Genomic DNA, 21,768 nt, shown 5'->3' with positions numbered 1-21,768 from the left:
CAAGACCATTAGGAGTAAATCAAGGTACGCGGTCCACGGTACCTCGGCTGACGGGGCACTTGGGGGGAGATGCCGCGCGTCAGTAACTTTCAGTATTGGCCAAGCTGGCCGGGCGTCCAGAGCAAATCGTGTGTTTTTTAAACAGATTTGGAATACCCCGGGCGCTGCTGAGTCCTCACCCTTTTGCCAGCTGGGCCAGCAGGTTCAGCGTCTCCTCGATGACCCGCTGCGAGGTGTAGAAATGCGGCGACAGGCGCACGCCGAGCCCGCGTTGCGCGCAGATCACCTGATCCTCGCGCAGACGCTGATACAGCGCCGCATTGTCCCAACCGGCCAGGCTGAAGTTGAGGATGCCGGCCCGGCGTTGTGCCGCGAGCGGGCTGTGCAGCGTGGCGCCCGGCAGTCTGGCAATGCCCTCGCTCAACTGCTGCACGCGTTGTTCCAGGCATTCGCCGACCCGTTGCATACCGACCGCCTCGAGCAGCGACAGGCTCGCATCGAGGGCGAAGGCGCCGAGCATGTTCGGGCTGCCGCACTCGAAGCGCCGGGCACTGCGCGCCGGCTGCCAATCCAGGCGAGTGTAGTCGCCGGCGTGTTCCAGCATGTGCCAGCCGTACTCGTGCAGCTGCAGGCGATCACGTACCGCCGTGCGGCAATAGAACACGCCCAGGCCTTCGGGGCCGAGCATCCACTTGTGTCCGTCGGCCATGGCGAAATCGCAGTCGTAGGCCTGCACGTCGAAGGGCAGGGCGCCGAGTTGCTGGATGGCATCGACGCAGAACAGCACGCCGTGCTGGCGGCAGCCCTGGCCCAGGCGTGGCAGGTCCAGGCGCAGGCCGCTGGCGAACTGCACCGCGCTGACCGAGAGCAGGCGCGTGCGCGGGCCGATGGCCGCGAGCAGGGCGCCTTCCGGGTCGCCGCCGCTCAGGCCGACCTCGATCACCTCGACGCCCCGGGAGGCCAGGGCCAGCCAGACGATGCGGTTGGAGGGAAACTCCTCGTCGCTGATGATCACCTGATCGCCTGCGCGCCAATCCAGCCCGAAGGCGACGAAGGACAGCGCCTCGGAGGTGTTCTTGACCAGGGCTATATCGCCTGTGCTCGGTGCGTTCATCAGGCGCGCCAGGCGTTCGCGCAGACTACGCTCGACTTTCAGCCAGTCGGAATAGTCACGCGCGCCGTGGGCCACGTTCGCTTCCGAGAACCGCCGAACCGCTTCAGCACTGCGTTTCGGCCAGGGTGCGACCGCCGCATGGTTGAGATAACGCAGCCCTTCTTCCTGGGGAAACTCATCATGAAACACGTACATGGTCGGATGATCCGTGCAATTTGGCTACATTTGGGCATAATAGGCCGCTTCGATTTTTGACCCCGTAGTCCCTTTATGCAGAAAGAACCCCGTAAGGTCCGCGAATTCCGTCGCCGCGAACAAGAAATTCTCGATACCGCGCTGAAACTCTTCCTCGAGCAAGGTGAAGACAGCGTTACCGTCGAGATGATCGCTGACGCGGTCGGTATCGGCAAAGGCACTATCTACAAGCACTTCAAGTCCAAGGCGGAGATCTACCTGCGCCTGATGCTCGACTACGAGCGTGATCTCAACGAGCTGCTGCATTCGGCCGATGTCGATCGCGACAAGGAAGCGTTGTCGCGTGCCTACTTCGAGTTTCGCATGCGTGATCCGCAGCGCTACCGGTTGTTCGACCGCCTGGAAGAGAAGGTGGTCAAGGGCAACCAGGTGCCGGACATGGTCGAGCAGCTGCACAAGATCCGTGCTTCCAACTTCGAGCGCCTGACCCAGCTGATCAAGGGCCGCATCGCCGAAGGCAAGCTGGAAGACGTGCCGCCGTACTTCCATTACTGCGCCGCCTGGGCGTTGGTGCACGGCGCCGTGGCGCTGTATCACTCGCCGTTCTGGAGCAACGTGCTCGAGGATCAGGAAGGCTTCTTCCAGTTCCTCATGGACATCGGCGTGCGCATGGGCAACAAGCGCAAGCGCGACGCCTGACCCCTGCATGTCGGCCATGGGAATGTCCCGTGGCCGACATGGCGATATACTCCAGCCCATTCCTCCACTGGAGTTCTCCATGATCGTCGACCGCCAGGGCAGACGCTTCCGCAACCTCCGCGTCAGCCTGACCGCCGCCTGCAACTATGCCTGCACCTACTGCGTGCCGAACGGCAAGCGCCTGGTCGCCGCACAGGACGAACTCTCTGCCGACGCCATGGCGCGCGGCGTGGCTTACCTGATCGAAGCCGCCGGCATCGAGCGCCTGCGTATCACCGGTGGTGAGCCGCTGGTCAGCACGCGCCTGGAACCCTTCCTGCGTCAGGTCAGCCAGTTCGGCCTCGACGACATCAGCCTGACCACCAATGGCCAGTTGCTGGAGCGCAAGCTGCCGCTGCTGGTCGAGTGCGGCATTCGTCGTCTCAACGTCTCGCTCGATACCCTGGATGCCGATGCGTTCCGTGGCATTGCCCGGGGCGGCGACTTGGCCACGGTGCTCGCCGGCATGGAAGCTGCGCGTGAGGCCGGGATGAAGATCAAGGTCAACATGGTGCCGCTGCGCGGACAGAATCTCGATCAGGTGCTGCCGTTGCTGGAGTACTGCCTGGAGCGAGGTTTCGAGCTGCGTTTCATCGAACTGATGCGCATGGGCCACCTGGCGCGCGACCCCAATGCCTTCAACCAGCAGTTCGTGGGCCTGCCCGAGTTGCTCGAGCTGATCGGCGGCCGCCACCAGTACGTGCAGGCCAGTGCGCCGGTGGATGCCACCGCGATGCGCTATGCCATTCCTGGCGCCGGTCATTTCGGGGTGATCGCCAACGAAAGCGTACCGTTCTGCCGGACCTGCTCGCGCCTGCGCCTGTCGTCCACCGGCTGGTTGCACGGCTGCCTGTCGTCGAGCAACCGCCACTTCGTCGGTGACCTGCTGGACAAGCCGCGTCACCAGGCCTTGCCGGCCTTGCAGCGGCTGCTGGTCAAGGCGCTGGGCGACAAGCAGGACCTGGCGTTCTCCGGTGGCGTCACGGTGATGAAGATCATCGGCGGCTGATACGCCGTAGCCGCTGAAGCGCTGCGCGCGGCGTGGCTCGGCAGTCACGCCGCAGCCATATAGACTGTGCGGGCTTTCCCTTTGCGAGTGTGCCGCGAATGTCTGCCCGTTTCCCCATCGATTACATCGAGCCGGTTTTCCGTCCGCCGAGCGAGGCGCAGTCACTGATCCTGCCGGTCACCAACGGCTGCTCCTGGAACCAGTGCACCTTCTGCGAGATGTACACCGCTCCGCAGAAGAAATTCCGCGCGCGGGACGAGGCACAGGTGCTGGAGGAGATCCGTCGCGCAGGCGAGCAGTTGATCGTCAACCGGGTGTTCCTCGCCGATGGCGACGCCCTGGTGCTGCCGACCAGGCGCCTGCTGGCCATTCTGCAGGCCATCCGCGAGCACATGCCCGAGGTGCGCCGGGTTTCCAGCTACTGCCTGCCGCGCAACCTGCGCAAGAAATCGGTCGAGGAACTCAAGGAGCTGGCCGATGCCGGCCTGAAGATGGCCTATGTCGGCTGCGAGTCCGGCGATGACGAGGTGCTGGCGCGGGTCAACAAGGGGGAAACCTTCGACTCCAGCCTCAGCGCGCTGGACAAGCTCGGCCAGGCCGGCATCACCCGCTCGGTGATGATTCTCAACGGGCTCGGCGGCCAGGCGCTCAGCGATCAGCACGCGGACAATTCGGCGCGGCTGATGAACGAGGCGCAGCCCGAATACCTGTCCACCCTGGTGGTCAGCTTTCCCATGGGCGAGGCGCGCTTTCGTGAGCAGTTCGCCGATTACCGGCCGCTGAGCCAGTTGCAGCTGTTCGGTGAGGTCGAGCGTCTGCTCGCCGGGCTCGAGCTGCAGCAAACGGTGTTTCGCAGCGATCATGCCTCCAACTACCTGGTACTCAAGGGCAACCTCGGCCGTGACAAGGCGCGCCTGCTGGCCCAGGTGCGCAGCGCCATCGAGCAACCGCAGCAGGCGAACTTGCGCCAGGAGTGGCAGCGGGGGCTTTGAGCAGCCTGGCGCAGAATCTGCATCTATGCCTTATCCGCCGGTTTTCCGTCACCGGCATGAGGAGGATCGATTCATGCGTAACCTGTTTCTACTGGTGGCGCTGCTGGGCCTGGCTGGCTGCATGAAGGTGAGTGACCTGGCCGATGGCGCCGAGTACCACCTGCGCGATGCCGGCGTTCTCGACCACGGCCGTACCGAGCGCATGGCCTCGCGGCGTCTGCAACAGGACTCCTTCATCTACATCGCCCAGGGCCATTTCGTGCCGCCGGGGCATGGCTATCCGCGTCCCAACGTGGTGGCGGAGGAGGCCTTCAAGGGCTTCGTCGAATACTTCCCGCTGGTGCGTCGCGCCAAGCAGCCGCTGGGCCTGGAAGAGGCCATGGCCGAGGCCCGTGCGGCAGGCGCCCATTACCTGCTTTACAGCCGTTTCGCCTACAGCGACGACCGCATCGGCAACGAGGATGAATGGGCGGATCAGGAGGCGCTGGATCGCCTCGGCACCGACCGCGCGTCGATCCAGCTGATGCTGATCGAGACCAACACCCGCTACCTGGTGGACACCGCGCGCATCCGCAGTCGTGGCGGTTTCCTGACGTTCTATGACGCCCAGCCCCAGGACCTGATCGGCCCGCCGCTGCACGACTATGCGCGCAGCCTGATCGGTCTCGGCCGCTGATCCGTTGCACAGGGCGCCGGGCGCGCCCTGCCGGCCAGGCGCAGGCCTTCGAGGCCAAAGCCTGCCCCAGGGTGTATCCTTGACCGTTCGCGGAAACGGACGAGGAGAGAGCATGAGCGATCCAGGCAAGGCGGGCGACCTGCTGGCGCAGATTCCCAAGGGCGAAGGCAAGGGCCTGCCGCCCGTGCACCTGTGGAACCCGGATTTCTGCGGCGACATCGACATGCGCATCGCCCGCGACGGCACCTGGTACTACCTGGGCACGCCAATCGGCCGCAAGCCGATGGTGCGGCTGTTCTCCACCATCATTCGCCGCGATGGCGACGATTATTTCCTGATCACGCCGGTGGAGAAGGTCGGCATCCAGGTCGAGGATGCGCCCTTCGTGGCCGTTACCCTGCAGGTCGAGGGGGAGGGCGAGTCGCAGCGCCTGCGCTTCACCACCAACGTCGAGGACGAGGTGGTTGGTGGCGCTGAGCATCCCATTCGTGTGGAGATCGATCCTGCGACACTCGAGCCCTCGCCCTACATTCTGGTACGGCGTAACCTCGAGGCGCTGATTCACCGCAACGTGTTCTACCAGTTGGTGGAACTGGCGGTCGAGCGCGAGGTCGACGGAGAACCCTGGCTGGGCGTGTGGAGTGATGGGCAGTTCTACCCCATCGGCCCCGTGCCGGCCTGAACAGTCCTGACGAGGTGGCAAAATGGATGAGCCGCGAATCGCAACCCAGCGCCTGCTGCTGCGCACGCCACAACCCGAGGATGCCAGCGAGGTGCAGCGCCTGGCCGGCGACTTTCGTATCGCCGACGTCACCCGCAGCATTCCCCATCCCTATCCGCCCGAGCTGGCGCAACGCTGGATCGAGCGCTGCGCAGAGGAGTGGGCCAGCGGAGCCGCGGCCAACTTCATCATCACCGAGGTCGACAGCGGCAAGCTGGTCGGCTGCATGGCGCTGAAGGACATCAGCCGTGGCGAGGCCGAGGTAGGCTACTGGATCGGCGTGCCGTACTGGAGTCGCGGCTATGCCAGCGAAGCGTGCAATGCGCTGGTGGACTTCGCCTTTCGCCACCTGCGCCTGCGCCGTCTGCATGCCAGCCACCTGGCGCGCAACCCGCAGTCCGGGCGCGTGCTGTTCAAGGCCGGCTTTCGTCACCTCGGTCTGGGCCACGCCGCCTGCGGTAGCCAGGGCAAGGTGGAACCGGTCGAACTCTACGAGCAGGTGTCCGGCGAGTGATCCGTGCCTTGTTCATCTGCAGCCGCAATCGTCTGCGCAGCCCCACGGCCGAACGGGTATTCGCTGACTGGCCGGACATCGAGACCGACTCGGCCGGGCTGGCTCCCGACGCCGAGGTGCGCGTCTCGGCGGAGCAGCTCGACTGGGCGACGGTGATCCTGGTGATGGAGAAGAACCACCGCAGCAAGCTGACGCGCCAGTACCGGCAGGCGCTGGCGGGCAAGCGGGTGATCTGCCTGGATATCCCCGACGACTATGCCTACATGCAGCCAGAGCTGATCGAGCTGTTGCAGCGCAAGGTACCGGCACTGCTGCGTTGATCGAGCAGGCCTGACGGTTTCGCTGGCACCGGGAGTGGTTGAAAAGTTACAGTATTACGTTTCATTCAGCCCCTGCCGAAGCCGTCCATGTCCTCCTCACGTCTGCACTCGATCGACGCCCTGCGCGGCCTGGTCATCCTTCTCATGCTGCTCGATCACGTTCGCGAAACCTTTTACCTGCATCAGCAGGTCGCAGACCCGATGGACGTGAGCAGCACCGATCCGGCGCTGTTCTTCAGCCGCACCCTGGCGCACCTGTGTGCGCCGGTGTTCATTCTGCTGACCGGGCTTTCGGCGTTTCTCTACGGCGAGAAGCAGATGAGCCGGGCGGCGACCAGTGCCTTCCTGTTCAAGCGCGGACTCTTTCTGCTGGTGCTGGAGTTCACCCTGGTCAATTTCGCCTGGACCTTCCAGTTTCCGCCCACGGTCATCTACCTGCAGGTCATCTGGGCCATCGGCCTGAGCATGCTGGCGCTGGCGCTGCTGTTATGGCTGCCCAGGACCTGGTTGGCGGGCCTGGGGCTGCTGCTGGTGGCGGGGCACAACCTGCTCGATGGGCTGCATGTCGACCCGCAGTCGGCGCTGCACATTCCCTGGGCGGTGTTGCATGAGCGTGGCTGGATCCAGCTTGGCGACTCCGTGCGCCTGCGCACGTCCTACCCGCTGCTGCCGTGGATCGGGGTGATCGCCCTGGGTTATGCGCTCGGCCCCTGGTTTCGCGGCACCTGCACGCCGCAGCAGCGGAGCCGCTACCTGCGCGTCGCCGGCTGCGCCGCACTGGGGCTGTTCGTGGTGCTGCGTCTGCTCAATGGCTACGGCGAGAAACCCTGGGCGGTCGAGGCGACGGGCATGCAGACCCTGATGAGCCTGTTCAACCTCACCAAGTACCCGCCGTCACTGCTGTTCCTGGCGTTGACGCTGGGGCTTGGCCTGTTGCTGCTGGCGGCCTTCGAGCGGCGCAACGACGGGCGCATGGTGGGCACGCTGGCCGTGTTCGGCAGTGCGCCGATGTTCTTCTACCTGCTGCACCTGTACGTGTTGAAGCTGCTCTACATCGCGGCCCTGGCGATCTGGGGGAGCAACCAGGGGCATTACTTCGGCTTCGCTGCGGTGCACTGGCTCTGGCTCATGACGCTGGCGCTCGCGCTGCTGCTGTTCGCCCCGACGCGCTCGTTCGCCCGGCTCAAGGCGCGGCGGCGGGACATGCGCTGGCTCAAGTATCTCTGATCGCCCACGCCGTCAGCGGGCGGCGGTGCGAGGTGGCACGTATCGCAGGCGCCGGCAAGCCGACCCTGCGGATCGGCGATTCCGGCACGCGGCGCTACAGCTTGATGTTGACCGACAGGTACGCCGAGCGACCTGGTGCCGGGGAGAACATTGCCTGATCGTCACCGCCCCAGAAGAAGTTGTCGAACCACACGTACTCGTATTCGCGGTCCGTCAGGTTCTTCAGTTGCAGGTCGAGGCTGGTGCTGTCGTCGAGCTGGTAGTGGATGCTGGCATCGAGCACCGCGAAGCCGCCGTACTTGCCCTGGGCGTTGTGTTCGTCGATGTAGTAGTCACCCTGCGCGCGGGCTTGCAGGCCGATGCGCCAGGCGTGGTCGAACTGGTAGTCGGTGCCCAGGTTGCTGATGTAGCGCGGCGTGGAGAACACCTCCTTGCCGGCCAGCGATTCACCGCCGGAGTACGCGCTGATCACCTTGGCTTCCTGATAGGAATGGGATGCCCAGACGCTCCAGCGATCCGTCAGGGTGGCATTGATCTGCAGGTCGACGCCACGCCGGCGGGTTTCCCCGAGGCCGACGTTGGTGCCGGTTGCCGGCATGTTGGCCACTTCGTCGGTGGCGTCCTGCTGCCACACGGCGATGCGCGCTTCGCTGTCCGCGAATGGCTTGAACTTGATGCCGATTTCCTTGCCGGTGTTGATCGACGGGCTGTAGCGCGGTTGTCCGGCGGTCAGGTAGGCGGGGTTGGTCGAGCCCGTGAGGATCTGGAAGGTGCGCCCCCAGTTGGCGTACAGGTTGATGTCCTCGCTCAGGCTGTAGACGACGCTCAGCTTGGGCTGGCGAATCCAGCCGTAGTCCTGCAGCTCGGCCTTCACCCCGCCGAGCATCTCGCTGTTGCCGGAGAACCGGTCCACCCGGTAGGCAGGGATGATCTGCAACTTTTCGCTGGCCTGGATGATCGCCTGCACGTAGGCACCGCTGTTGTACAGCGTGTAGCGCTCGTCATTCTGCACGCGTGCTGGCGTGGCATCGAAGTTCGTGGGCACGCCATGGTTGAATCGATAGCGCTGGTACTCGTTGTTCTGCTGCTCGTGGTTGATGCCGCCGTCGAGCGTCAGCAGGTCATTGGCGCGCCAGGTCAGGTTGCTCAGTACACCTGTCTGGCGCTCGTTCCAGAGGCGGCGCTGGCGCGGGGCGTTGCCGGGTTGGTAGTCGCTGAAGGTTACCCGGCGGTCATCGTCGTAGCTGTTGTAGTAGAGCTTGTTGCTCAGCTCGAGTGCGTCAGCGAGGCGGACGTCGGCATGCAGGCTCAGGTGCTTCATGTCGCGGTCGCTGTCGTCGTTGCCGTTCTTCTCCGGTGACTGCGTGCGGCTGGCGGCCAGTTGGCTGGCGGTGAGAAAACCTGGCTCTTCGGCCTGGTGGTGATAGAGGCGGGCGACCAGGCCGAGCCTGAAGGCCTGCGTGTCGTCGCTGAGGAACCACTTGCCTCCCAGCGAGTACTTGTTGGAGCGGCTGTGGTCACGGAAGCCTTCGCTGTCCTGTTTGGCGAGGATGTAGTTCTGCGCGAAGTTGCCTTCCTCGCGGCCCAGTGCCAGTTGCATCTCCCGGGTATCGAAGCTGCCGTAGGTGACGCGGCCGTCGGTGTAGTTGCCGCCCTGGCGCGTGGCGAAATTGATGTTGCCACCGATGTTGTGCAGGCCGTAGCGCGGATCGTTGGTGCCGCGCACCACTTCGATGTAGTCGATGTCGAGCGGGAACAGCATGTCGATGAAGCGCTGGTTGCCGCTGTTGACGTTGCTCGGGATACCGTCGATCAGCACCTTGATGCCGTTGATGTAGCCCTCGCCATTGAAGGCGCGCAAGGTCGCCTTGCCAGACTCGGCGCCCATGCGCGTTTCGGTCAGCTGGATGCCGGGCATCTGGCCGAGCAGTTCCCAGCTGTTGCTCACGTTCTGTTGTTCGATGCGCTCGCTGCCCATCACGTCCACCGAGGTGAGGATGCGTTCGGTGCCGAGGACATTCCGTTTCTCGGGGGTCACGTAGACGGCGCCGAGGGAGACGCTGGCGTCGTTGGGGCGAGCGGCGTGGAGGTCGGTCGATACCAGCGCCGACAGAACGGCGAGGGAGGCCGAGGTGGTTTTCATCGGGGATCCTAGTACTGCGTTTCTGGGAGGGAGGTGCGCATGGCCGATCACGGATGGGCCGTTCGGTGCGTTCGCTGAAGTGTGCGAATGTGGATGTTATACCATAACAAATAGTCTGCGTTCGACCATCCATGAATCTCCCGGCATCGGTGCAATAGCCGAGATAGAGCGCTTTCCTGCTCGGGGCAGGGGACCGCTCCGCGTCCATGGCCACTCGGCGAGTGCCTGGCGCGGGAATGCTCCCCGGGCCGGCGCGTGACGAACGATTAGACGCCAGCGTACTAATGGCGTATCACTATCAATGTCTTGTGCGGTCCAAGCGAAGCAGACGTCCTATGCAGCCCCTGGGGTCGATCAATACAACTGCCAGCGCCAATGACGAGCGGTTCGACGGAATGGTCCGCCTGATCTGTGCCCATTTCGCTGTACCGGCCTGTGTGCTGGTCGCGGGCGAGGGGCGCACGCGCCGTATCTGGGCCAGTGCCGGGCTGAGCGATACGCAACGACGGCAGATCGCGGATGCCCGCGAGGCCGGTCCACTCGCTGAGATCCAGCACCTGCGCATCCTGGTGGTCTGGCCGTTGCTGGCGTGTCAGGGCGGGCAGCTCGGTTGCCTCTATCTGCTCGATGAGACCCATCGGCTGCTGGACGCCAGCCAGGAACAGGCCCTGCAGGAGTTCGCCTGGCTGGTGCTCGATCTGCTGGAGCGCGAGGCGAAGGACGCCAGGCAACGGCATGAACTGGCGGCCCTGCGCGAGAGCGAGCGGCGCATGGCGCTGGCCATCGCCGGCAGCGGCACCGGCATCTGGGACCGCAACGTCAGCAGCGGTGAGATTCACTACTCCAGCAGCTGGAAGGCATTGCTGGGCTATGCCGACCATGAAATCGGCAACCGCATCGAAGAGAGCTACACGCGGGTTCATCCGTCCGAACTCGACTACGTGCGTGCGACCATCCAGGCACACCTCGAGCGACGCACCGAGGCCTATGAAGTGGAGCACCGGCTGCTCTGCCGGGATGGTCAGTACAAGTGGGTGTGCAGCCGTGGCAAGGTGGTCGAGCGTGACAGCGATGGCCAGCCGTTGCGGATGATCGGTACCACCACCGACATCACCGCCATACGCCGGTTGTCCGATCAGGTGCAGCAGACCGTCGAGCTGATGACGGACCTCACCAACGAGATACCCGGCATGGTCTTCCAGTTCCTGCGCCCGCTGCAGGGTGAGCCTGCCTTCACTTACGTCAGTGCCGGTGCGCAAGCGATCTGTGGCCTCAGCGCCACGCAGTTGATGCAGGATGCCCAGGCGCTGACGACGGTCGTCCATCCGGATGATCAGGACGCCTTCCTGGACACCTTCACGCGCTGCGCCGAACAGCTGACGCCCTGGCACCACGAATTCCGCGTGCAGGTACCGGGGCGCGACGTGGTCTGGTGCGAGGTCGAGGCCTGCCCGCGTCGCCAGGGCGACGGCAGCGTGCTCTGGCACGGTTTCATGACCGATGTGACCGAGCGCAAGCAGATCGAGGCCGAGCTGCAGGCATTCGCCACCACCGACTTCCTTACCCAGCTCGCCAATCGCCGTCACTTCATGCGTCAGCTCGAGATCGAGCTGGCGCGCCTGCAACGCAGTTCGGGCCAGAGTGCGGCGATACTGATGTTCGACCTGGACTACTTCAAGACCATCAACGACCGCTGGGGGCACAACGTCGGCGACCAGGCCCTGCGCCACTTCGCCACCATCCTCTGCGCGCAGCTGCGCAAGAGCGATACCGCCGGACGCCTGGGCGGCGAAGAGTTCGCCGTGGTGCTCAGCGAGACCGACCAGCAACAGGCCACGCATTTCGCCACCCGCATCCAGAGCGAGCTGGCCAGGACGCCGATCCTGCATGCCGGCGAGCAGATATTCCTGGCCGTCAGCGTGGGTATCTCATCGCTCACCGCCAACGACAGCAACGTCGAGGCCGCCCTGTCACGTAGCGACATCGCCCTGTACTGCGCGAAGCGCGGCGGGCGCAACCGCATCGAGTACCACTGAAGCCGGCTGCCTGTGTCGCGTCGCAGGGCGTTGCGCTGGACGTCTGGCCGTCAGCTCACTAACGTGATGGCCCCCGACGTGAATCACCACAGGACATCATCATATGGACGTGCAATGCAGCTCCCTCGAGGACGTGCGCCAGCGTATCGATGAGATCGACCGCGCCATGGTCGAGCTCATCGCCAGGCGCGGTGGTTTCGTCGCGCAGGCGGCACGGTTCAAGAAGGACGGTGCCGATGTACGTGCCCCGGCACGCGTCGAGCAGGTCATCGCCAAGGTGCGGGCGCTCGCCAGTGAGCGCGGGGCCTCGGCCGAGGTGGTCGAGCAGGTGTACCGCGCGATGATTGCCGCATTCATTGACGAGGAGCTGCGTACGCATGCCGCGCTCGGCGCCGAGGGCGGCGCCGTCTGAGGCGGGCAAGGTTCAGGCGCTCCACTGGCGCTGCTTGTCCATGATGAAATCGATGAAGGCGCGCAGACGCAACGGCATGTGCCTGCCGCTCGGATAGAGCAGGGTGAAGGGCCGCGAGCGCCCGGCGAACGCTTGCAGCACCTCGACCAGCGAGCCCTCGGCCAGTTCGCGCTCGACTATGAAGCGGTAGGTCTGGAACAGCCCGGCGCCGTGCTTGGCCAAGGTCACTCCACCCAGCACATCGTCCGAGCAGGTGCAGCCCCCGGCGCTGACAACCTCCCGCTCCTCGCCGTCATCGTTGAACAGCCAGGTGATGCGCCGCCCGCTGCTGGGCAGCTCGAACTGAATGCAGTCGTGCCGCTCGAGGTCGTCCAGCGTCTGTGGGACGCCTTCGCGTGCCAGGTAGTCGGGAGTGGCCACCACCACCAGGCGGGCGTCTTCCAGCGGCCGCGCGATGAGGCTCGAATCCGGCTGCGCGCGCACGCGGATGGCCAGGTCGTAACCTTCAGCGACGAAGTCGATGTTGCGATTGCCCAGGTGGATGTCGACCTGCACCTTGGGGTAGCGGCGGCGAAACTCCGGCATCAGCGGCAGGATGCGGTGGTGCCCATAGGTGGTGGGCAGGCTGATGCGCAGCGTCCCCGAGGGTTCCTGCTGCTGGCCGCTGACCGCGCGCTCCGCCTCGACCAGCTGGGTCAACGCCTGGCGGCACTGCTCGTAGTAGCCACGGCCACCTTCGGTCAGGCGAATGCTGCGGGTCGTGCGCACGAACAGTCTGGAGCCCAGGCGTTCCTCCAGCCGGCCGATCGAGCGACTGACCGCCGCTGGCGTCACGCCCGCGGCCAGCCCTGCCGCGGTGAAACTGCCCAGCTCGGCAGCGAGGCAGAACAGTTCGATGCTGCCAAGCAGTACATCGTCGAATTGGCGCGGCATGATTGATTACACCATGTATCAACTGAAGTTATTGAAGTCATATTTATCTGCTTTCATGGCAAAAATATAGTTCTCCCAACGGCGCCCAGGGCGCCTTCTCAGCGGGAGAAACGACATGAGCAACAACAGAACGGTAGTGATCACCGGTGCCTCCAGCGGCATCGGCTTCGGCCTGGCCAAGGCCTTCCTCGCCCAGGGGTTCAATGTGGTGGGCAACGCGCGCAGCGCCGAGCGGCTGGAGCAGGCCAGGGCGCAACTGGGCAACCCCGCCGGTTTCGTTGGCGTGGCAGGCGATATCGCCCTGCCGCAGACCGCTCGCCAGTTGATCGATGCCGGCATCGAAGCGTTCGGCCAGGTCGATGTGCTGGTCAACAACGCCGGTTTCTTCCTGCCCAAGCCTTTCCTCGACTACAGCCCGGAGGATGTCGACAGCCTGCTGGAGACCAACCTCAAGGGCGTGGTCTATGCCTCCCAGGCGGCTGCCGCGCACATGATCGAGCGTCGTCAGGGGCAGATCATCACCATCACCGCGGCCATCGCGCTGCAGGCCAATATCGACGTGCCCGCCGCGCTGCCGGTGCTGATCAAGGGCGGCCTCAACCAGGTCACCCGCGCACTGGCGCTGGAGCTGTCGCCGCACAATATCCAGGTCAACGCGGTGGCACCTGGCATCATCGAGACACCGATGCACGATCCGGCGACTCATGATTTCCTCAAGGGCCTGCAACCGGCAGGACGCATCGGGCAGGTCGAGGACATCGCCGAGGCCGTGCTGTACCTGGCTGGCGCCAGTTTCACCACGGGCGTGGTGCTGCCGGTCGATGGCGGCATGAGCAGCGGAAAATGGTAACCGGCGGATGACGCGGCCACTGCCGTGCCACCGCCAGCAGATCCCTTCCCCAACCACAGGAGCATCACCATGCCTTTCGTCAGTGTACGCATCACCCGCGACGGGGTCACCCGCGAACAGAAAGCCCAGGTCATCAAGGAAATCACCGAGACCCTGGAGCGTGTTCTGAACAAGAAGCCCGAGCTCACTCACATCGTGATCGAGGAAGTCGACACCGATAACTGGGGCTATGCCGGAATCACCACCACCGAGTACCGCGCCGGCTTATCCAGGACGTGATCCAGGCGCGCTGGCCAGGAGCTTGGCGGTCCTGGCCACCCGCCTGCGAGCAGACAGTGCCGGTCGTATGACCGGCATTGTTCATCTGACGGCCACAAGACGGGCTGCTCGTTCGTAGCGGCGTCACCCGAACGACGGGGTTGCCAGCAGGTGTTCGGTACTCCGTGAATTCCATGTCGAGTACCGGGCAGTGTGAGAACCCTTTCTATCACTGTCGTGAAGACTGCGCGCCAGGGCGAACGGCCGCACTGCGACGATGTATTCACTCCGGCAACCTGACCTTCTTCTTCGTCCCCAGCAGATTCCAGCTGGCCACGAACAGTGCGGCCACCAGTGGGCCGATGACGAAGCCGTTGAGACCCAGCAGGGCGAGACCGCCGAGGGTGGAAACGAGGATCAGGTAGTCGGGAAGGCGGGTGTCCTTGCCCACCAGTATGGGGCGCAGGATGTTGTCCACCAGGCCGATCACCAGCACGCCGAAGGCGGTGAGGATGATGCCTTGCCACAGGCTGCCGCTGAGCAGCAGGTAGAGCGCGACCGGGGCCCAGACGATGCCGGCGCCAGCGGCCGGCAGCAGTGACAGGAAGGCCATCAGCACGCCCCACAGCAGCGGGCTGTAGATGCCCAGCGCCCAGAAGATGAAGCCACCGAGCGCGCCCTGGACTGCGGCGACCAGGACATTGCCCTTGACCGTGGCGCGTACCACGCGGGTGAATTTGATCTGCAGGCGGCGCTTGGTGCTGTCGGCCAGGGGGATGGCGACGCGGATGTTGCGCACCAGCTCCTGGCCGTCGCGCAGGAGGAAGAACAGCAGGTACAGCATCACCCCGAAACTGATGAAGAACTCGAAGGTGCCCTGGCCGATGGCGAAGACCTTGGTCGCCAGGTACTGGCTACCGGTCGTGGCGCCCTTGGATATCTGCTCGCGCAGGCCGTCGAGGTTGGCGATGCCGAAGCGCTGCAGTTGCTCCTGCATGGGCGGCGGCAGCGCGCGCAGGGTGCTGGTCACGTAGGCACCGAAATCCAGTTCGCCGGACTCCAGCTGTTCATACAGGCTGGTGCCCTCGGCCACCACTGCCGAGGTGATGAAGATCACCGGCAGGATCGCCACCAGCAGGCAGATGGTCAGCGTCAGCAGGGCGGTCAGGTTGCGTCTGCCGTTGCAGCGCTGATTGAGGCGTGACTGCAGCGGGGCGAACACCACGGCGAGCACCATCGCCCAGAACACGGCGCCGTAGAACGGCAGGAGTATCCAGAAGAAGGCGATGGTCACCAGCGCGAGCAGGAGGATGAAGGCTTTCTGTTCGAAGGTCGGGTTGCGCATCTTGGTTTCGTTCAGTGGAGGCATGCCAGTTAGTCCCCGCAAACGCCGGCAAAGTGCCCGCGAATCCACTGCTGACCGGTCTTGCTGCCTTGCCACAGCTGCATGCGACTGCCGCCAAGGCGCGTGGCCATGGGGGCTTGACAGCTCTGGGATACTGGAAGGTGTGAGCGCGATCATTCATCAGGCCAAACGGAGGGTTTGCCATGCGCGACGAGGAACTCAGGGCGTTGTTCGATCAACAGGCGGCTGGCTATGACCAGCAATGGGCCGGGATGGCGCCGATTCGCGAGGCGCTCTATCTGCTGCTCGATGCGCTGTTCGCCGAGCTGCCGGCCGATGCGCGGGTGCTCTGCGTGGGCGCGGGTACCGGTGCGGAGATCGGCCACCTGGCCGCGCGCTTTCCTGGCTGGCGGTTCACGGCGCTGGACCCTTCCGAGGCGATGCTCGATGTCTGTCGCCAGCGTGCGCAGCGCGAGGGCTTTGCGCATCGTTGCGAGTTTCATGCGGGCTATCTCGACACGCTGGCGGATGAGCCGCTGTATGACGGCGCGACCTGCTTCCTGGTCTCGCAGTTCTTGCTGGAGCCGCAGGCACGCACGCGCTTCTTTCGCCAGATCGCGCAGCGGCTCAAGCCGGGCGGGCTGCTGGCCAATGCGGACCTGGCCGCGGATATCCACGCGCCGGCCTACGAGGTGCTGCTGCGTAACTGGATGACGCTGATGTCCGGTGCCGGCGTTCAGCCGCAGATGCTCGAGCGCGTACGCATTGCCTACGCGCGAGACGTGGCGGTGCTGCCGGCGCAGCAGGTGGCCGGCATCATCCAGGCCGCCGGCTTCGCGGCGCCGGTGCAGTTCTTCCAGGCCGGGTTGATGCACGGCTGGGGCTGCCAGCGCGCTGCGGATGCCTGAGGGCACGACTCATGAGCGCTCGACGCTATTCGTGGCGGGTGCTGCTCTCGCGGTCGCGCGGGTACTGTCGGGCGAAGGGGAAGGGCGGTAGCCAGGCTTCGCGGCGAATGGTCCAGAGCTCGTAGGTGGGGGTGAACTGGTCCGGCGCATCCAGCGAGCCCAGGTTCAGTTCGATCTCATCCGCCGTGCGCGAATATACCGACGAGCCGCAGCGCGGGCAGAAATGGCGGCCGCCATACTGGCCGGTTTCGCCGCTCAGGGTCACGGCGTCCTGGGCAAAGATTGCCGAGGCATGGAAGAGTGCGCCGTGGTACTTGCGGCAGTCCATGCAGTGGCAGATGCCGACCCGATAGGGTTGGGCGCTGGTGCTGAAGCGTACCTGGCCGCAGAGGCAGCCGCCGGTGATCTGTGGCATGTGAGGGTCTCCGCTCGTTGGCTATCGCCTGTGACCCTAGCAAAGCTGCAGGCAACCGAGGTGCGCAATGGCTCGGCGCTTCTGCGACCGGCGTCTCAACGTGTCCGCCGAGTGGGCAATCGCTCTGGCAGTGCGGGCAGGCGCATGGGCTATCATCCAGTGCTGAACAGGGACATGGAGGCAGGCTGATGGGGTTCTACTTGGTGATCGGCGCGTTCATCGTCTTTCTGCTGCTGTTGCTGCGGGCCATGCGCAGGAAGTCCTCAGGCGCGAACCACTCGGGCGATGGGGGAGGGCCGGGTGTGGATGGCGGCGGCAGCTTCTTCGGCGATTTCGGTGGCGACTGTGGTGGCGGTGATGGTGGTGGCGGCGGAGACTGAGTTCTGCCGGCCCGCTCCTGTCGCAATCCGTTGCCCTGTATCATCGGCGGCAGAGTGTCGCGGTTTCAGCATTGACCGCAGGCACGCCGTATTGCGTACCGGGGCCATGCTGCTGGCAGGTCCCGCCTTCTGCGAGAGATGACAGCATGATCGAGGTAACCGAAGTTTCCATCGCCGAGCTGCGCGCCGCGCTGGAGTCCGGCCGCACCACTGCGGTCGAACTGGTCAAGGCCTATCTGGCGCGTATCGAGGCCTACGACGGACCCGCCACGGCGACCCGGCTCAACGCCGTGGTCGTGCGCAACCCGGATGCACTGCAGGAAGCCGAGGCGTCGGATGCGCGCCGTGCGCGTGGTGAAACGCTCGGCCCGCTGGACGGCATTCCCTATACCGCGAAGGACAGTTACCTGGTCAAGGGGCTGACGGCGGCTTCCGGCAGCCCGGCCTTCAAGGACCTGGTGGCACAACGTGATGCGTTCACCGTCGAGCGTCTGCGTGCCGCCGGCGCCATCTGCCTGGGCAAGACCAATATGCCGCCGATGGCCAACGGCGGCATGCAGCGCGGGGTATACGGCCGCGCGGAGAGCCCCTACAACGCGGATTACCTGACGGCACCGTTCGCCTCGGGCTCGTCCAACGGCGCCGGTACGGCGACCGCTGCCAGTTTCGCCGCGTTCGGCCTGGCCGAGGAGACCTGGTCCAGCGGGCGCGGCCCGGCGTCGAACAATGGCCTGTGCGCCTACACGCCGTCGCGCGGGGTGATCTCGGTGCGCGGCAACTGGCCGCTGACGCCGACCATGGACGTGGTGGTGCCGTATGCCCGGACCATGGCCGACCTGCTCGAGGTACTCGACGTGGTGGTGGCCGATGACGCCGACACGCGTGGCGACCTGTGGCGTTTGCAGCCCTGGGTGCCGATCCCGAAAGCCTCCGCTGTGCGTCCGCAATCCTACCTGGCGCTGGCGGCCAAGGCCGATGCGCTGGCTGGCAAGCGCCTGGGCGTGCCGCGCATGTTCATCAACAAGGACGAGGCAGCCGGCACCAGCGAGTCGCCGGGCATCGGTGGTCCGACCGGCCAGCGCATCCACACCCGGCCAACGGTGATCGCCCTGTGGGAGGCGGCCCGCCAGGCGCTGGAAGCTGCTGGCGCCGAAGTGGTGGAGGTGGACTTCCCGCTGGTGTCCAACTGCGAAGGCGATCGCCCGGGGGCACCGACGGTGTTCAACCGGGGTATCGTCACGCCCGAGTTCCTGCATGACGAGCTGTGGGAGCTGAGCGGCTGGGCCTTCGACGACTTCCTGCAGGCCAACGGCGATCCGCAGCTGCAGCGCCTGGCTGATGTCGATGGGCCGCAGATCTTCCCGCATGACCCCGGTACGCTGCCCAATCGCGAGGGCGACCTGGCGGCGGGCATGGACGAGTACGTCAAGATGGCCAAGCGCGGCATCAAGCCCTGGGACCAGATCGCCACGCTGCCCGACGGACTGCGTGGCCTGGAACACACGCGCAAGATCGACCTGGAGGACTGGATGGCGCAACAGGGGCTGGATGCCGTGCTGTTCCCCACCGTTGCCGATGTCGGCCCGGCGGATGCCGATGTGAACCCGCTATCCGCCGACATCGCCTGGAGCAATGGCGTGTGGGTGGCCAACGGCAATCTGGCGATTCGTCACCTGGGTGTGCCGACCGTGACCGTACCCATGGGCGTGATGGCCGATATCGGCATGCCCGTGGGCCTGACCTTCGCAGGCCGCGCCTATGACGACTCGGCCTTGCTGCAGCTGGCGGCTGCTTACGAGTCCACTGGCAGCAAACGCCAGGTCCCACCGCGCACGCCGCCGCTGGGGTGATGCGCGGTGCCGGGAGGCCCCTCTCTCGCAAGCGGGAGAGGGGGGGCGGCACCGCTGGTCGTAGGAGCGGCTTCAGCCGCGATGGCCGTAGAAGCTGCCGGCGCTAACGTGGCAGGCGATACCCTTACTGGCGCAAATCCACCGCCGGTGCGCCCTGGCCATCGAACAGTTGCGCAGGTTGGCTGGGCAGGATGCTGGGGCGGCCGCCGTTGCTGCTGCCATTGCCGATGATGCGGATATCGCTGTACTTCTTGCCGGACAGCGCCGCCAGGCCGGCGCCGTCGCGTACCACGGTGGGACGCAGGAAGACCATCAGGTTGCGCTTGATGTGCGACTCGCGAGTGGAGCGGAACAGCCCGCCTATCAGTGGAATGTCACCCAGCAACGGCACCTTGGAAACGGCTTCGGTGACGTCGTCCTGAATCAGGCCGCCGAGCACGATCACCTGGCCATCGTCGGCGAGGATGGTGCTCTTGATCGAGCGCTTGTTGGTCACCAGGTCCACCGCCTGGGCATTGAGCCCGGTGCTCGGCGCGATGGAGGAGATCTCCTGTTCGATCTCCAGGCGCAGGGTGGCGCCTTCGTTGATGTGCGGGGTGACCTTGAGGGTGACGCCGATGTCCTTGCGCTCGATGGTGGTGAAGGGGTTGCCCGCGCCAGAGGCGTCGGTGGTGTAGGAGCCGGTCTGGAAGGGGACGTTCTGCCCGACGAGGATCTCCGCCTTCTGGTTGTCCAGGGTCAGCAGGCTCGGCGTCGACAGCAGGTTGCTCTTGCTGTTGGCCGACAGCGCGGTGATCAGCGCGCCGAAGCGGTCGCTGCCAACGCCGATGATGGCGCCGTCGGGGAGGGTGGTGTTCTCCGGTACTTCATCGTTCTGCAGGATCTGCAGCACCGAACCGACGGACAGTCCGGTACCGGCGAAGTTGACCCCGCCCAGGCCGCCACGGCCACCACGTGCATCCACCGCCCATTGCACGCCCACGGCATCGGTGATGTCGCCGGAAACTTCGACGATGGCCGCCTCGACCATGACCTGCGCGCGCGGCACGTCGAGCTGACGGACGATGTCCTCGAGGGTGGCGACCTGATCCGGGTCGGCCAGCAGCACCAGGGCGTTGAGGCTCTCGTCGGCACGGATGAGGATGTTCGACTGCTTGCCGCTGGTCTCGCCGGTCTCCTGGCTCTTCAAGCCCTCGGAGATTTCCCCGAGGGTTTCGGCCAGGGCCTTGGCGTCGTTGTGGCGCAGGCGAATCACCCGCGTGTTGGCCGAGCGGCTGGTGGGTGTATCCAGCGAGCGGGCGAGGTCGGCCAGCTTGGCGCGGGCTTCCGGCGGGCCGAGAAGAATCAGGCGATTGGTGCGGGCATCGGCCACCACCTGGGTAGCGCCGCTGCCCTTGGCCTGGCCACGGGCGATGGCGGTGTTGAGGACCTCGGCGGCGTCCATCACCCAGGCATGTTGCAGGGTGACCACGCTGAAATCCTGCGCGCCGCTCTGGTCGAGCTGGCGCATCAGGTCCTGGATGCGTGCGATGTTGGCGCTGCGGTCGCTGATGATCAGCGCGTTGGCCGAGGTGACGGCAGCCAGGTGACCGTACTGCGGTACCAGCGGGCGGATCAACGGGATCAGCTCGGCTACCGGCACGTGCTGCACCTGGATCAGCCGGGTTTCCAGGCGGTCCGGTGCGGCCCGGCCTTCACCGGCTTCGGCCTTGGCTTCGGCATTGGGCACGATGCGCGCCTGGTCGCCCTGGGTCAGTACGCTGAAACCGTGGGTGGCCATCACCGAGAGGAACAGCTGGTACACCTCGGAGAGGCCCAGCGGGGTGCTGGACACCACGCTGACCTGACCCTTCACGCGCGGGTCGACGACGAAGGTCTGCCCGGTGATGGCGGCGATCTGGTCGATGAACTCGCGGATGTCCGCACCCTTGAGGTTGATGGTCCAGCTTTCTTCCTGCTGGTTGGCGCTGCTGGGCACCTGTTCGATCTGCGCAAGCAGCGGCAAGGGCGTGCTGGCCAGGCTGGCGGCTATCAGGGCGAGTGTCAGTCGGCTTCGGAGAACAGGCATCGGTTCAGTCGCTTTCCATGGGCTGATCGGGGGGCGTTTCTTCGGGCAGTGTGCCGGAGGCTTCCATCTGTTCGCGCAGCATCTGCATGCGCTGGCGCAGTTGTTCGAGGTTGTCCTGGTCGAGTCGTTCGAGTTGTTGTTGCGGGTCTTCCTGCGTCGCTTCGAACGGTGGGGTATAGCTGTACTGCCCACTCTGCTGGCGCGGGAACCCGAGGCTCTCGCGGCGCCCGTTGCGCAGCAGCTCGACGCGATCGGCATAGATGGCGTCCACACGCACGCCATCGCTCACTTCCATGCCGACGGCATAACGTTGGGCATGCTCACCCTGGGGCTGGATCAGCGCACTGGAGCGCTGCGGGTCGCTGTGCACGAAGCTGCCGAGCAGGGTCAGTTGCAGATTGGTGGTCGGCGCGGGGCCGCTATCGGCCTGCCGAGGGGCGCCGAACAGTTGGCCGACAGGGGCCTGGCCGTGCTGCACCTGGCCGGAGTCGGCCTGCTCCGGGACGGGCTGCACCTGGCCGCGTACCAGGCGCAGCAGGTCGGCGCTCTGCCACGCCAGGCTGACGCTCAGGGCGATCAGCACGAGCATGCCGATCAGGCTCGGGGTATTGTCCTTGAGCCGCTGGGAAAGGGCCGAGATGGGCAAAGGTATCACTCCGGAAAC

22 protein-coding genes are annotated in these 21,768 nt (G+C 65.3%); 15 read left to right on the top strand and 7 right to left on the bottom strand.

Annotated elements, in window-relative coordinates:
* Positions 1-175: 175 nt before the first annotated feature.
* Positions 176-1,309, bottom strand: a complete 1,134-nt coding sequence (locus tag EPK82_RS07570) for an aminotransferase class V-fold PLP-dependent enzyme (RefSeq protein ID WP_134676219.1) — start codon at positions 1,307-1,309, stop codon at positions 176-178.
* A 75-nt stretch (positions 1,310-1,384) separates the two neighbouring features.
* On the opposite strand from EPK82_RS07570, the gene EPK82_RS07565 reads away from it, so the two are divergent.
* From EPK82_RS07565 to EPK82_RS07530, 8 genes are all read left to right on the top strand, one after another.
* Entirely contained in the window at positions 1,385-2,008 is a 624-nt protein-coding gene (locus tag EPK82_RS07565) for a TetR/AcrR family transcriptional regulator (RefSeq protein ID WP_037048515.1), read from the top strand.
* Positions 2,009-2,087: 79 nt separating this feature from the next.
* Positions 2,088-3,056 carry a GTP 3',8-cyclase MoaA gene (locus EPK82_RS07560; RefSeq protein ID WP_047591247.1) on the top strand — a complete coding sequence of 323 codons (969 nt, stop codon included), beginning with the start codon at positions 2,088-2,090 and terminating at the stop codon, positions 3,054-3,056.
* Positions 3,057-3,154: 98 nt separating this feature from the next.
* Positions 3,155-4,048: a radical SAM protein gene (locus EPK82_RS07555; protein WP_134676218.1), complete on the top strand. Its 894-nt coding sequence runs from the start codon at positions 3,155-3,157 to the stop codon at positions 4,046-4,048.
* 73 nt (positions 4,049-4,121) lie between these two features.
* Positions 4,122-4,724 carry a DUF4823 domain-containing protein gene (locus EPK82_RS07550; RefSeq protein WP_047591245.1) on the top strand — a complete coding sequence of 201 codons (603 nt, stop codon included), beginning with the start codon at positions 4,122-4,124 and terminating at the stop codon, positions 4,722-4,724.
* Between the two features lie 112 nt (positions 4,725-4,836).
* Positions 4,837-5,406: a DUF1285 domain-containing protein gene (locus tag EPK82_RS07545; RefSeq protein ID WP_134676217.1), complete on the top strand. Its 570-nt coding sequence runs from the start codon at positions 4,837-4,839 to the stop codon at positions 5,404-5,406.
* Positions 5,407-5,428: 22 nt separating this feature from the next.
* Complete coding sequence (locus EPK82_RS07540) at positions 5,429-5,959, top strand: GNAT family N-acetyltransferase (RefSeq protein ID WP_134676216.1); 531 nt, start codon at positions 5,429-5,431, stop codon at positions 5,957-5,959.
* Entirely contained in the window at positions 5,956-6,279 is a 324-nt protein-coding gene (locus EPK82_RS07535; RefSeq protein ID WP_134676215.1) for a low molecular weight protein tyrosine phosphatase family protein, read from the top strand. The genes EPK82_RS07540 and EPK82_RS07535 overlap by 4 nt, the downstream gene beginning before the upstream one ends.
* Before the next feature lie 72 nt (positions 6,280-6,351).
* Complete coding sequence (locus tag EPK82_RS07530; protein WP_394346196.1) at positions 6,352-7,506, top strand: DUF1624 domain-containing protein; 1,155 nt, start codon at positions 6,352-6,354, stop codon at positions 7,504-7,506.
* A gap of 94 nt (positions 7,507-7,600) precedes the next feature.
* Here EPK82_RS07530 and EPK82_RS07525 read toward each other — a convergent pair whose 3' ends face one another.
* Positions 7,601-9,649: a TonB-dependent receptor gene (locus EPK82_RS07525; protein ID WP_134676213.1), complete on the bottom strand. Its 2,049-nt coding sequence runs from the start codon at positions 9,647-9,649 to the stop codon at positions 7,601-7,603.
* Positions 9,650-9,984: 335 nt separating this feature from the next.
* On the opposite strand from EPK82_RS07525, the gene EPK82_RS07520 reads away from it, so the two are divergent.
* Complete coding sequence (locus tag EPK82_RS07520) at positions 9,985-11,685, top strand: sensor domain-containing diguanylate cyclase (RefSeq protein WP_134676212.1); 1,701 nt, start codon at positions 9,985-9,987, stop codon at positions 11,683-11,685.
* A 103-nt stretch (positions 11,686-11,788) separates the two neighbouring features.
* On the top strand, positions 11,789-12,097 hold the full coding sequence (locus EPK82_RS07515; protein ID WP_134676211.1) for a chorismate mutase: 309 nt from the start codon (positions 11,789-11,791) through the stop codon (positions 12,095-12,097).
* Positions 12,098-12,109: 12 nt separating this feature from the next.
* On the opposite strand, the gene EPK82_RS07510 is transcribed toward EPK82_RS07515, so the two are convergent.
* Positions 12,110-13,030 (bottom strand): LysR family transcriptional regulator, encoded by a 921-nt coding sequence (locus tag EPK82_RS07510; RefSeq protein WP_134676210.1) that lies wholly within the window; start codon positions 13,028-13,030, stop codon positions 12,110-12,112.
* A 115-nt stretch (positions 13,031-13,145) separates the two neighbouring features.
* On the opposite strand from EPK82_RS07510, the gene EPK82_RS07505 reads away from it, so the two are divergent.
* Positions 13,146-13,880: an SDR family NAD(P)-dependent oxidoreductase gene (locus EPK82_RS07505; RefSeq protein ID WP_134676209.1), complete on the top strand. Its 735-nt coding sequence runs from the start codon at positions 13,146-13,148 to the stop codon at positions 13,878-13,880.
* Between the two features lie 69 nt (positions 13,881-13,949).
* Entirely contained in the window at positions 13,950-14,159 is a 210-nt protein-coding gene (locus EPK82_RS07500) for a tautomerase family protein (RefSeq protein WP_037048481.1), read from the top strand.
* Between the two features lie 262 nt (positions 14,160-14,421).
* Here the strand turns inward: EPK82_RS07500 and EPK82_RS07495 are convergent, their stop codons facing one another.
* Positions 14,422-15,483 carry an AI-2E family transporter gene (locus EPK82_RS07495; protein WP_134676352.1) on the bottom strand — a complete coding sequence of 354 codons (1,062 nt, stop codon included), beginning with the start codon at positions 15,481-15,483 and terminating at the stop codon, positions 14,422-14,424.
* 203 nt (positions 15,484-15,686) lie between these two features.
* Between EPK82_RS07495 and EPK82_RS07490 the strand changes: the two genes are divergently transcribed.
* Complete coding sequence (locus tag EPK82_RS07490; protein WP_134676208.1) at positions 15,687-16,391, top strand: class I SAM-dependent methyltransferase; 705 nt, start codon at positions 15,687-15,689, stop codon at positions 16,389-16,391.
* A gap of 25 nt (positions 16,392-16,416) precedes the next feature.
* On the opposite strand, the gene EPK82_RS07485 is transcribed toward EPK82_RS07490, so the two are convergent.
* Complete coding sequence (locus EPK82_RS07485) at positions 16,417-16,806, bottom strand: GFA family protein (RefSeq protein WP_134676207.1); 390 nt, start codon at positions 16,804-16,806, stop codon at positions 16,417-16,419.
* Between the two features lie 188 nt (positions 16,807-16,994).
* On the opposite strand from EPK82_RS07485, the gene EPK82_RS24910 reads away from it, so the two are divergent.
* Positions 16,995-17,186: a hypothetical protein gene (locus tag EPK82_RS24910; protein ID WP_178114234.1), complete on the top strand. Its 192-nt coding sequence runs from the start codon at positions 16,995-16,997 to the stop codon at positions 17,184-17,186.
* Between the two features lie 146 nt (positions 17,187-17,332).
* Positions 17,333-19,036, top strand: coding sequence for an amidase (locus tag EPK82_RS07475; RefSeq protein WP_134676206.1), 1,704 nt, complete (start codon positions 17,333-17,335; stop codon positions 19,034-19,036).
* A 124-nt stretch (positions 19,037-19,160) separates the two neighbouring features.
* Here the strand turns inward: EPK82_RS07475 and gspD are convergent, their stop codons facing one another.
* Together gspD and EPK82_RS07465 are read right to left on the bottom strand one after the other, a co-directional pair.
* Complete coding sequence (gene gspD, locus EPK82_RS07470; RefSeq protein WP_134676205.1) at positions 19,161-21,104, bottom strand: type II secretion system secretin GspD; 1,944 nt, start codon at positions 21,102-21,104, stop codon at positions 19,161-19,163.
* 4 nt (positions 21,105-21,108) lie between these two features.
* Positions 21,109-21,759: a type II secretion system protein N gene (locus EPK82_RS07465; RefSeq protein ID WP_244229880.1), complete on the bottom strand. Its 651-nt coding sequence runs from the start codon at positions 21,757-21,759 to the stop codon at positions 21,109-21,111.
* Between the last annotated feature and the right edge of the window lie 9 nt (positions 21,760-21,768).

Origin of the sequence: Ectopseudomonas khazarica (assembly GCF_004521985.1) — a bacterium.
In the GTDB taxonomy this organism is placed as follows: domain Bacteria; phylum Pseudomonadota; class Gammaproteobacteria; order Pseudomonadales; family Pseudomonadaceae; genus Aquipseudomonas; species Aquipseudomonas khazarica.
The sequence above is the reverse complement of the archived record's forward strand: the minus strand, read 5'-3'. Positions and strand labels throughout refer to the sequence as shown.